Source organism: Acidithiobacillus ferrivorans, assembly GCF_016250455.1.
Lineage (GTDB): Bacteria > Pseudomonadota > Gammaproteobacteria > Acidithiobacillales > Acidithiobacillaceae > Acidithiobacillus > Acidithiobacillus ferrivorans.
Window position 1 is genome coordinate 1864664 of the sequence record NZ_CP059488.1, and the last position, 11740, is coordinate 1876403.

General features: G+C 56.6%; 11 protein-coding genes and 1 tRNA gene. 2 read left to right on the forward strand and 10 right to left on the reverse strand.

Annotated elements, in window-relative coordinates; translation table 11 throughout:
* Both uvrC and H2515_RS09315 read right to left on the reverse strand, forming a co-directional pair.
* Positions 1-1872: an excinuclease ABC subunit UvrC gene (uvrC, locus tag H2515_RS09310; RefSeq protein ID WP_065413432.1), complete on the reverse strand. Its 1872-nt coding sequence runs from the start codon at positions 1870-1872 to the stop codon at positions 1-3.
* Between the two features lie 34 nt (positions 1873-1906).
* Positions 1907-2209, reverse strand: a complete 303-nt coding sequence (locus tag H2515_RS09315) for a gamma-butyrobetaine hydroxylase-like domain-containing protein (RefSeq protein ID WP_198659936.1) — start codon at positions 2207-2209, stop codon at positions 1907-1909.
* A gap of 89 nt (positions 2210-2298) precedes the next feature.
* Between H2515_RS09315 and efp the strand changes: the two genes are divergently transcribed.
* Positions 2299-2859, forward strand: coding sequence for an elongation factor P (efp, locus tag H2515_RS09320; RefSeq protein ID WP_014028769.1), 561 nt, complete (start codon positions 2299-2301; stop codon positions 2857-2859).
* A gap of 49 nt (positions 2860-2908) precedes the next feature.
* Here efp and H2515_RS09325 read toward each other — a convergent pair whose 3' ends face one another.
* The 6 genes from H2515_RS09325 to uvrB all read right to left on the reverse strand — a co-directional run bounded on the left by H2515_RS09325 (position 2909) and on the right by uvrB (position 10490).
* A complete protein-coding gene (locus H2515_RS09325; RefSeq protein WP_198659937.1) occupies positions 2909-3274 on the reverse strand; it encodes an FtsB family cell division protein in 366 nt (121 codons plus the stop codon).
* A 54-nt stretch (positions 3275-3328) separates the two neighbouring features.
* Positions 3329-4609, reverse strand: coding sequence for a phosphopyruvate hydratase (gene eno / locus H2515_RS09330; RefSeq protein WP_014028767.1), 1281 nt, complete (start codon positions 4607-4609; stop codon positions 3329-3331).
* Complete coding sequence (gene kdsA, locus H2515_RS09335) at positions 4606-5451, reverse strand: 3-deoxy-8-phosphooctulonate synthase (protein ID WP_198659938.1); 846 nt, start codon at positions 5449-5451, stop codon at positions 4606-4608. Before kdsA ends, eno begins: the two co-directional genes overlap by 4 nt.
* Positions 5448-7088: a CTP synthase gene (locus tag H2515_RS09340; RefSeq protein ID WP_198659939.1), complete on the reverse strand. Its 1641-nt coding sequence runs from the start codon at positions 7086-7088 to the stop codon at positions 5448-5450. The genes kdsA and H2515_RS09340 overlap by 4 nt, the downstream gene beginning before the upstream one ends.
* 217 nt (positions 7089-7305) lie before the next feature.
* Complete coding sequence (locus tag H2515_RS09345; protein WP_269802040.1) at positions 7306-8355, reverse strand: NAD(P)-dependent alcohol dehydrogenase; 1050 nt, start codon at positions 8353-8355, stop codon at positions 7306-7308.
* Positions 8356-8462: 107 nt separating this feature from the next.
* A complete protein-coding gene (uvrB, locus tag H2515_RS09350; protein ID WP_198659940.1) occupies positions 8463-10490 on the reverse strand; it encodes an excinuclease ABC subunit UvrB in 2028 nt (675 codons plus the stop codon).
* 133 nt (positions 10491-10623) lie between these two features.
* Between uvrB and H2515_RS09355 the strand changes: the two genes are divergently transcribed.
* Positions 10624-10700 (forward strand) — tRNA-Arg (locus H2515_RS09355).
* A 271-nt stretch (positions 10701-10971) separates the two neighbouring features.
* On the opposite strand, the gene H2515_RS09360 is transcribed toward H2515_RS09355, so the two are convergent.
* Both H2515_RS09360 and H2515_RS09365 read right to left on the reverse strand, forming a co-directional pair.
* Complete coding sequence (locus H2515_RS09360; protein ID WP_035191178.1) at positions 10972-11334, reverse strand: hypothetical protein; 363 nt, start codon at positions 11332-11334, stop codon at positions 10972-10974.
* 4 nt (positions 11335-11338) lie between these two features.
* Positions 11339-11689: a hypothetical protein gene (locus H2515_RS09365; RefSeq protein ID WP_065413312.1), complete on the reverse strand. Its 351-nt coding sequence runs from the start codon at positions 11687-11689 to the stop codon at positions 11339-11341.
* Positions 11690-11740: the final 51 nt, after the last annotated feature.

Sequence of the window (11740 nt, forward strand, 5' to 3'; positions counted from 1 at the left end):
TCAGGCACGTCCTACGTGGAAGAAATCATATATCCGCTGCGCGAGTTCCAGATGGACCCCTTCTACGCGCTGCAAATCCTCTATACCGGCGTCACGAACCCCTCGTAAACCACCAAATGCGCGCAGCAGCGCGACTCGCCGTTTCGGTCCGATCCCGGCGATGCCATCCAGATCAGACTCCTGTCGTGTCTTGCCGCGCCGCGCCCGATGACCGGCAATGGCAAAGCGATGGGCTTCATCGCGTATTTCCTGAATCACCAGTAATACTGGGTCATCATCGTCAAATTGTCGCGCGGCGGCCCATCCGGGGATATGCAGCATCTCCAGCCCCGGACGCCGCGTCGTCCCTTTCGCTACCCCACACAACTGAATACCCGCTATCTCCAATGCGTCCAAAGCTGCTTGCGCCCGGGCCACCTGCCCGGGACCACCGTCAATAAGAACGATCTCCGGCAAGGCCAAACCTTCTTTTTGCAAGCGCGCGTAGCGGCGATGCACCGCCTGCTCTATAGCCGCGTAATCGTCCCCACCCTGGATGTCCCGGATATTGAAGCGACGATACGCACTCTTCAGCGCCCCATCTTCACCGAAAACCACACAAGATGCCACCGCCGCTTCACCGCGCGTATGGCTAATGTCAAAGCATTCTACGCGCTGCGGCGTTTCTGCGAGGTCAAAAAGCTCCTGCAGCAGGAGCATACGCCGCCGTCCGGCGGTGGCGGTCTGCGCTCTTTGGCGCAACGCTCCCACGGCGTTGGTGAACGCCAACGCCATCCAGCGCCGGCGCGGACCGCGCTGCGGCTGATCAATCATGACCCGGTGCCCGGCTTCGCTGCTCAGGGCCTCCGCAAGTGAAGTCGGCGAACGCGGCAGCACATTGACCAGCAGATTCCCCGGCACCTCTTTATTACTGTAGAACTGCATGAGGAAGGCAGTGAGAACATCCGGCGCACGCATTTCTTCCGTATGGCGTGGGAAAATTGCGCGTCCGCCCAGTTGTCGTCCATTGCGGATAAAACTGACATACACCACCCACTGCCCATTCTCTTGTGCCGCCGCCAGCACATCAAAATCTCCCCCACCTGCCTGCACTACATACTGACGCTCCTGAATCTTGGACAACGCAGCGATCTGGTCACGCCGTCGCGCGGCTTCCTCAAAATCGAACTGCTCCGCCGCAGCCTGCATGCACGCGTTCAGCCTGCGAATTGCTTCGTCACTCTTGCCTTCCAGAAAGCGAATCGTGTCCGCCACATCCCGCGCGTAGTCCGCCCCGCTGATATGCCCAACACAGGGACCACTGCAACGGCGAATCTGGTATTGCAAACAAGCCCGGCTGCGGTGATGAAAGGTATGGTCCTCGCAGGTCCGCAAGCGGAAGGCTTTCTGTAACAGCACCATACTCTCACGCAGTGCAGTGACGGCCGGATACGGACCGAAGTAGTGCCCTTTGCCCTTCTGGGCACCTCGGTGCAGACTCATGCGCGGCGTGTCGTGACTGGTTTCTATGAACAGGTAGGGGTAACTCTTATCATCCCGCAGCAGGATATTGTACGGCGGATGGTGGCGCTTAATGAGATTCGCTTCCAGCACCAGCGCTTCGGTTTCGGTGTGCGTCACTACCACTTCGACGCGTTTTACCCGCGCCAGCATCGCCAGTGTTTTTGGGCTGTGACGCTGCTTTTGAAAATAAGAACTGACGCGGCGCTTGAGATTGCGAGCCTTGCCCACGTAAAGCAGGCCGCCACCTGGGCCAACCATCTGGTAAATACCAGGCTGACTGGTCAACGTGCGTAGAAAGTCGCCAAGAACGAAGGGCGTTTCTGCCGTCTCCATATCTCTCTGAGTATGTTCTATGGGTTCAGGATCCATCAGAGATATCAGAAATTTTGAACACCCATAGCACTCATTCACTATCCAGCATACGCAGATACTCCCACGTGAAAATGCCGGTACTATGGCCATCACTGAAATGCAGCTGCACCGCATAGTTCCCCACCGGAACCACATCCACAATGCTCACGTCCGCTTTACCGGTAATCACCCGTGCCTGATCGGGTGTATGCCCTTTACACTCCGCGCAGGGACATTCCACCCGCAGGTGTTCAAAGGTCAGGCGGCTGGTGTGAGCGTCGGCCCAATCTACTTCCAAGATGCGACTGATCATGAGGGGACGAATCTCCAGGGGCTGGGTACGGGGCTCAGACATGATTACCTCTCAGGGACCGGGCTGGTCAGAAATGAGCCTCTAGGGTACAATTCACGCCCTCTAAAGGGAATGCCCAGAAGGACTAGCGTATGAAGATTTCCGCCTTTGATATCCGCCTCGGCAATATTCTGGAGCATGAAAAAGGACTTTGGCGTGTACTCAAAACCGATTTCGTGAAGCCCGGCAAAGGTGGTGCCTTCGTGCAGATCGAGATGAAGAATATTGAGACGGGTACCAAGTCCAATACCCGCTTCCGCTCCGGAGAAAGTGTAGAGAAGGCCGTCGTCGAGCCGCGTACCATGCAGTATCTATATGCAGATGCCACTGGCTATGTCTTTATGGACAACGAGAACTTTGAACAGCTCATTCTCAGTGCTGATCTGCTCGAAGGACAAACCGGCTATCTCTTGCCCAATACCGAAATCCAGATCAACCTGCATAACGACAGACCCATTGGCGTTGAATTGCCGCCTGTGGTTGTTTTAGAAGTGAGTGAAGCTGACCCCGCCATTAAGGGACAAACCGCTACCGGCTCCTACAAGGCCGCACGTATGGAAACCGGCATTACGGTTATGGTCCCGCAGTTTGTGAATGCGGGTGAAAAAATCCGGGTGAACACAGTAGACGGCAGTTACATCGACCGCTCCTGACCGATCATAAACGGATATATTACCGGATCAGCGCAACGCCCGGCACAGCTCAGGATACTTGGGTAATTGTATTCACACGGTTGGGAGTGCCTTTGGCCGGAATCACCCAGACAAACACCTCGCCTTTACTGACCATCCCCAAATGACGTCGGGCCAGCTCTTCAACAGCATGGCTCCCCGTTTGCAGGCTCGTCACCTGCGCAGTTAAAAGATCGTTGCGATCTTCTAACTGCTTTAAAATAACCTGCTTGCTTTCCAGTTTCTGGTGCAACTCCACAACATTCCACCAGCTTCCAGAAGCAAACCAAAGTGGATATTGCAAGGCACACAACACGGTGAGAAGCATAAAATCTACAAGACGCACGTCTGCCTTAGCAGTGCCTACGCTATTTTTTACGCGCGCCCAATAGCCCATACCGAAGAATCCCCGAAAATTTAACGGACCAGAAAATATCTCGTTAAATTCCTTTTAGTCCAGATTATAAAAAGTTGCAAGTCCAGGATAACGGGCCGCGTCGCCCAAATCTTCCTCAATACGCAGCAAACGGTTGTATTTTGCAACCCGATCCGTGCGCGACAAAGAACCTGTTTTAATCTGACCACAACCTGTAGCCACCGCGACATCGGCCAACGTGGTGTCCTCGGTTTCTCCGGAGCGGTGCGAGACGATAGCTGTATAGCTATGGGTTTTTGCCATTTCAATGGCCGCCAGGGTCTCGGATAACGTGCCGATCTGGTTGAGTTTAATGAGGATGCTATTGGCGACACCACGCTCAATACCTTCGCGCAAAATGGTCGTATTCGTCACGAAAATATCATCGCCAACCAACTGCAAACGATCGCCGAGACGATCGGTCAGCATGATCCAGCCTTCCCAGTCATTTTGATCCATGCCATCTTCAATGCTGATCAACGGATAACGAGCGGCCAGTGTCTCCAAGTAGTCTACGAATTGCGCACTATTGAGTTCGCGCTTTTCACCGGCCAGATGATAACGCCCATCCCGATAAAATTCACTGGACGCCACATCCATGCCCAGCCAGATATCTTTGCCCGGCTGATAACCCGCCTTACTGATGGCGTCCATGAGCAATTCCAGTGCGGCCTCGTTGGAAGGCAGATTCGGAGCGAAACCACCCTCGTCGCCGACGGTCGTTGCCAGTCCGCGCGATTGCAGTACTGCCTTGAGGCTGTGGAACACTTCCACCCCCATCTGCAGCGCCTCAGAGAAAGACTCCGCACCCGCCGGGATCAGCATAAATTCCTGCATGTCCACGTCATTATCAGCATGGGCACCGCCGTTGATGACATTCATCATCGGGACAGGCAATTGCAGAGGACCAAGGCCGCCAATATAGCGATACAAGGGTTGGCCAGCGGCGTGGGCGGCGGCATGGGCAGTCGCCAGTGAAACGCTCAGGATCGCGTTGGCGCCAAGACGTGCCTTATTTTCGGTGCCATCCAGGGCGCAGAGGGCGGCGTCAATATGCTCCTGCTCTTCGGCTTCCATGCCGAGGAGTAAATCCTGGATCTCACCGTTGACATGCTCCACGGCTTTGCGCACCCCCTTGCCACCGTAGCGCTGGCCCCCGTCACGCAATTCTACGGCTTCGCGCTCACCGGTAGAGGCACCACTGGGAACAATAGCACGGCCCATAGCCCCATTTTCCAGATGGACTTCGGCTTCCACCGTGGGGTTACCACGCGAATCGAGAACTTCACGGGCTTGTATACGGACGATGGCGTTCATGCTAACTCCTCAGGATGGTTTTCAGGGAAATCTTGCTCTTTCACGAGATGATCAATCTGCTGGAGGACACGCAACAGGCTCTCCATACGTCCCAGCGGCCAAGCGTTGGGGCCATCGGACAAGGCCTGCGCCGGATCAGGATGCGTCTCCATAAAGAGTCCTGACACACCGGCCGCCACGGCGGCCCGCGCCAGCACCGGGATAAATTCGCGCTGGCCCCCAGAGCGATCGCCCTGACCACCCGGAAGCTGTACCGAATGGGTTGCATCAAAAACCACAGGGCATCCGGTCTGGCGCATCACTGCGAGGGAACGCATATCCGATACGAGGTTGTTATAGCCGAAGGAGGCACCGCGCTCACAGACCATAATCTGGTCATTGCCGGTAGCCTTGGCCTTGTTGGCGACGTGCAGCATATCCCAGGGCGCGAGGAACTGGCCTTTCTTGATGTTGACCGGCTTACCGGCAGCAGCGACGGCCTGAATGAAATCGGTCTGCCGACAGAGGAAGGCCGGCGTTTGCAGCACATCGGCCACCTCCGTCACGACCGACACGTCCTCTTTTTCATGAACATCCGTAATGATCGGCACCCCCGTTTCCCGGCGGACCTTTTCGAGAATGCGCAGACCTTCGTCCCTACCAGGTCCGCGGAAACTCTGTCCCGAAGATCGGTTCGCCTTGTCGTAGGAACTTTTATAAATAAAGGGGATACCGAGGCGTGCACAGATATCGCGCAGAGCCTCCGCCGTGCGCAACGCCAGGGATTCACTTTCGATCGCACAAGGTCCGGCAATCAGAAAGAATGGGTGCTGCAGACCTGCCTCGAAGCCACACAGCTTCATGCTGTAGCCTCCCGTCGTTCCCGCTGCGCGATGGCCGCGTGCATAAAGGCATCGAACAATGGATGCCCCTCACGCGGATTACTGGTGAACTCCGGGTGAAACTGGCAGCCCAGAAACCAGGGGTGGCCCGGCAACTCCACCACTTCCACCAACTCCGTATCCGCAGAAAAACCCGTATAGTGCAGCCCTGCCGTGGCCAATGAATCGCGGTAACGATTGTTGAACTCGAAGCGATGGCGATGCCGCTCGTGAATCCGCTCCTGCCCATAAGCTTGTGCCGCCAGGCTGCCAGCTTCCAGTCGGCACTCTTGCTCACCCAGCCGCATGGTGCCGCCCAGATTGCCCCCCTCCTCCCGATACGCCTTATGACCTTCGGGATCAGACCACTCAGTCATCAGCGTAATGACCGGCGCCGGAGTCTGGGGGTCCAGTTCTGTACTGTTGGCGTCCCTCAGTCCGGCACAATGACGGGCGAACTCAACGACCGCCAACTGCATGCCGAGGCAGATGCCGAGATAAGGCACCTTCTGCTCCCGGGCGTAGCGAATGGAGGTGATTTTGCCTTCGGTGCCACGTCCTCCGAAACCGCCGGGCACCAGGATAGCGTCCGCTTCCGCGAGCATCTCCGTCCCTCGCGTCTCAATATCTTCCGCATCCACATAAAGGAAGCGCACACTCCGCCGCGCCCGCAATCCCGCGTGCAGCAACGCCTCGGCCAATGACTTGTAAGACTCGGTAAGCCCCACATATTTGCCCACGAGGGCAATCACCACCTCACCTTCCGGGTGTTCCAAGGCATCTATAATGCCATTCCATACCGCAAGATCGGGGGCTGGCACCTGCAGGCCGAGAACCTGCACCACCAGATCATCCAGACCCTGCGCATGGAAAAGCAGTGGAATACGATAGATGCTATCGGTGTCGATGGCGGAAATGACCGCCCTTTCCGGCAGATTAGAAAAGAGCCCGATTTTAGCCCGATGATCGGCAGGTATAGGCCTATCGGCACGGCAGAGCAGCACATCCGGCTGGATACCGATGGCACGCAGTTCGCGCACCGAGTGCTGAGTTGGCTTGGTTTTCATCTCCCCGGCAGATGCCAGATAGGGTACCAGCGTCAAATGCATGAAGAGGGTGTCACCACGTTCTTCCTCCACCGCCATCTGCCGGATCGCCTCCAGAAAGGGCTGCGACTCAATGTCGCCGACAGTACCGCCGATTTCTACCAACGCCACATCGGCATTCGCCGCACCCAGCCGGATGCGCCGCTTGATCTCATCGGTGACATGCGGGATGACCTGCACCGTACGCCCCAGATAGTCGCCGCGCCGCTCCTTTTCAATAACGGTCTGATAAACCAGGCCCGTGGTGAAATTGTTGCGCTTGTCCATCCGCGTCGAGAGGAATCGCTCGTAATGGCCCAAATCCAGATCCGTTTCTGCACCGTCGGCCGTGACGAAAACCTCACCGTGCTGAAAGGGGCTCATGGTACCCGGATCGACATTGATGTAAGGATCCAACTTGAGCATGGTGACCTTCAACCCACGCGCCTCCAGCAGCGCACCAAGAGCTGCGCCAGCAGCACCCTTGCCCAGAGAAGAAACCACCCCACCTGTTACGAAAATGTATTTGCTCATAGGACTCGCAGTGCGCGCATTTAACCTGCGCATGGTAGCCAATTCGGACGCGGGGCACAACGCGAACCACCCTTCTGCGGTAGCCCGCGCGCAGTTCCTGCAGCCTTGACATTTCGCTCTGAAACAAAAAACACACCAGGCTGTCGTTTATCACTTCAGCCCGGTGTGCCCTTCACTCTGCTGGCAATCAGGGCCGATTATCTTCGGCCCTGGAGGATTATTTCAGCGTCGCCATGTCAATCACAAAGCGATACTTCACGTCGCTCTTCAGCATTCTTTCGTAGGCGGTATTGATGTAGTCCATGGGGATCATCTCGACATCCGAACCAATCCCGTGCTGCGCGCAGAAATCCAGCATCTCCTGCGTTTCCCGAATACCACCAATAAGGGAGCCCGCGAGCTGCCGACGCTTAAAAATCAGGTTGAAGACTTCTGGTGACGGATGCGGCTCTGCCGGCGCACCCACCAGCGTCATCGTACCATCCCGCTTGAGCAGGTTAAGGAAGGTGTCCAGATTATGGGACACCGCCACGGTATTGAGGATAAAATCAAAGCTGTTGGCATGGCTGGCCATTTGCGCGTCATCTTTGGAGATGCAGACCTCATCCGCCCCCAACCGCTTACCATCCTCCACTTTGCCGAGGGAAGTGGTGAATAGCACCACATGGGCACCCATGGCGTGCGCCAACTTGACGCCCATATGACCGAGGCCTCCCAGGCCGACAATGCCGACCTTTTTACCCGGTCCGACACCCCAGTGGCGTAAGGGCGAGTACGTGGTGATACCGGCGCAGAGCAACGGCGCCACGCGCGCCAGATCTTTTTCATCATGCCGAATCTTCAGCACAAAGGATTCTTTGACTACCACGCTCTGGGAATAGCCGCCGTAGGTATTTTCGCCGCCGAATACCGGGCCGTTATAGGTTCCGGTGAATCCGTTATCGCAGTACTGCTCCTCACCCTCGGCACAGGACGGACAGTGCCCACAACTATCCACCATACAGCCAACACCGGCGAAATCACCGACTTTAAAATGTTTGACCTCTTTACCGACCGCAACGACGCGACCCACAATTTCGTGACCGGGAATAGAGGGATACAGCGTGTTTTTCCACTCATTGCGGGCGGTGTGCAAATCGGAATGGCAAACACCACAAAAGAGTATATCTATCTGGACATCATCAGGACCTGGCTCACGACGCAGGACTTCGTAGGGCGCCAATGGGCTGCTGGCAGTCTGAGCAGCATAGGCTTTAGCCTTCATCATAATCATGTTCTCCTGTTATTGCATACCGTCCGGTTGGTTTACAGGATAGGCAACGCCCTACGCCGCGTCAAGTTGCAGGACGTGCTTTTGTCCTTATGAGTTGCACCTCAGTTCTCTTCCAGAGATACCGGCAGATCGGTACCCAGCAGACGGGCCTCCAGTTTTTTGATGTCGTCCCGCAGCGCCGCCGCCTGTTCAAACTCAAGATTGCGGGCGTGACGGTACATGGCCTCCTCCAACTCCTTAATTTTTTTAGCAACCGTTTTGGGGTCACTGAGCACGCGATAATCCGCACTTTTTTCCGCGGCGCGCGCGGCGGGTTGGGCATTACGCCGGTAGACACCCTCAATCATGTCTGACACCGGCTTGATGATGCCGCGCGGGGTGATGCCATGCACCGCGTTGAACTGCAACTGCTTCCCCCGGCGGCGGTCGGTTTCGGCTATGGCCCGGGCCATGGATTTGGTGACGCTGTCCGCGTAGAGAATGGCCCGTCCGTGCAGGTTGCGCGCAGCGCGCCCGATGGTCTGGATCAGGGACCGCTCCGAGCGCAGGAAGCCCTCCTTGTCCGCATCCAGAATGGCGACCAATGCCACCTCCGGCATATCCAGGCCTTCCCGCAGCAGGTTAATCCCGATCAGCACGTCGAATACCCCGGCGCGCAGATCGCGAATGATCTCCACCCGCTCCACCGTCTCGATATCAGAGTGCAAGTAACGGCATTTGATCCCCAGTTCATGGAGATAATCGGCCAAATCTTCGGCCATCCGTTTGGTCAACGTCGTCACCAGAATACGCCAACCGGTACGCACAACGATGTTGATTTCACTGATCAGATCATCGACCTGCCCCTTCGCCGGGCGGATGTCCACAGCCGGATCGACCAGGCCGGTGGGCCGTACCACCTGCTCCACCACCTGCCCGGAGTGCTCCAGTTCGTAGGGACCGGGCGTTGCAGAAATAAACACGGTCTGCGGCATCAGCGACTCGAACTCGGGGAACATCAAGGGCCGGTTGTCCAGTGCCGAGGGCAGGCGGAACCCGTATTCCACCAGGGTTTCCTTACGCGAGCGGTCGCCCTTGTACATTCCCCCGAACTGCGGAACGGTCACATGGGATTCATCCATAAACAACAGGGCATCCTTGGGGAGGTAGTCCATCAGGGTCGGTGGGGCCTGACCGGGCACCCGTCCCGAGAGGTAGCGGGAGTAATTCTCGATCCCCGAGCAATACCCCAGCTCGGCCATCATCTCCAGATCAAAGCGGGTGCGCTGCTCCAGCCGTTGCGCCTCGACCAGCTTGTTGGCGCGGCGCAGGTCTTCCAGACGCGAGCGAAGTTCGTCCTTAATAGCGTCCAGCGCCGCGAGAATGGTCGCGCGCGGGGTGACGTAGTGACTTTTGGGGTAGATGGTGTAGCGCGGCAAACGGGTGATGGTCTTGCCAGTCAGGGGATCGAAGAGCGAGATGCGCTCCAGTTCATCGCCAAAAAGCACAATCCGAACGGCTTCGTCCTCACTTTCTGCGGGCCATATATCGATGACGTCGCCGTTGACGCGAAAGGTGCCGCGCTTCATTTCCAAAGGATTGCGGCTGTATTGCATCTCCGCCAGACGCTTGAGGATGGCGCGCTGATCCATGGTGGCGGACTCGCGCAGATGCAGGATCATGCCATGGTAGGAGGCCGGATCACCTAGACCGTAGATAGCGGAAACGGTGGCCACGATGATGACATCCGGCCGTTCCAGCAGGGCCTTGGTGGCAGAGAGGCGCATCTGCTCGATGTGATCATTGATGGCGGCGTCTTTTTCAATAAACGTATCGGAGGAAGGAACGTAGGCCTCGGGCTGGTAGTAATCGTAATAGCTGACGAAATACTCCACGGCATTGTGGGGAAAAAATGCGCGCATCTCCGCGTAGAGCTGCGCTGCCAGGGTCTTGTTGGGTGCCATGATAATGGCCGGCCGGTGGGTGTTTGCAATGACGTTGGCCATGGTGAAGGTCTTGCCTGAACCGGTCACCCCCAACAGGGTCTGGAAAAACTCACCAGAGGCAAGGCCACTCACCAACAGGCGGATGGCCTCCGGCTGGTCGCCCTGCGGTGGGAAACTGCTCTCCAGGGTAAAGCGCTTGTCCATGCTCTGCTCCGATCTGCTGATACCACCAACCATACACGCTGGCAGCCGTCAGCGAAAAGGGCGCGCTCCTGCTTCCCTGACCGCCGCCGATCCTCTACAATTGCGCGAACGGTTTATTGTCGGGTTATCCCTTGCGCCTGTAGCTCAACCGGATAGAGCAACGGCCTTCTAAGCCGTAGGCTACAGGTTCGATTCCTGTCAGGCGCACCATTAAGATCAACACGTTATATGGTTTGTTAAATGTATTTACCACAATGCTAATGCCCCGTCCCCATTCGTCGAAAGCTTGGATGGTGGCATGCAAGACCATCTTAGAGTCATGCACAGACGAAAGTACTTACCTTGCCTATCCGGTTTATTGCCAATCACCAATCATGATATCGAGCGAATCCGTTAAGCTCTGCGAAGCATTTCTGCAGATGGCGCAAACAAACACATCGGCCACCATGGGTGCTCTAGATCGCTTCGGACAACTTCCCCCTCAAACCAGCACAGCCATCCGGGCAGTGCTCCGAAACAGATCATCCTGGATAACGGGCAATCCGGGACCACTCAGCCGGATGCACCATGCCGCACCATGTTGATCCTCATAGATCATGGCGCAGGTGTCCGGGTGTTGGGTTGCCATGATTTTAACAAGGCCCATAGCTTTGATGGATTTCGGCTCAATGGGCATGGTGGGTAGCAATAGCACCTGATCGCGGGCCATAGTCGCCACCACCAAATTTCCACCCCATCGCTCGGCTGACTGCTGCCTTTTCACCATGGCTCCCGCCGATACGCAGATTTCCCGCTGTTTCGGATCAAGTCCGGCTAACAGCGGAATGATCGGTGAAAGCTCCACGGACCTAGACTCTGGAAGGACGACGTCCGCGTTTCCCCTTACCGTGTTCTGCCAGCAGCTGTTCACCTCGGTTACGCAGGGTTTCGGGATCTTCCGCTAACGCCAGTTCAATGGCAGCGATAAAGTGACGCTGATCCCATTCAGGGGCGAGCACATAAGCTGCACGGGCAAAGCGTTTTTCATGCCCGACTCTATCCTTGCGGACGGAAGGCGCCTGCATCAAGCGTTTCTTTTGCTCCTCAATTCTGGCGATAGCGGCACGCTGCCGTTCCACAATCTCTGCATGCTTCTTTTCCAAATCCGCCAGACGCTGTTCCGCTGTGCGACGCACCCGTGTTTTCTTACTTTCTTCCATAACCATAATCCTCAGTAATTTACTTTATCCGCTAATTCCTTGGCGGGCTTG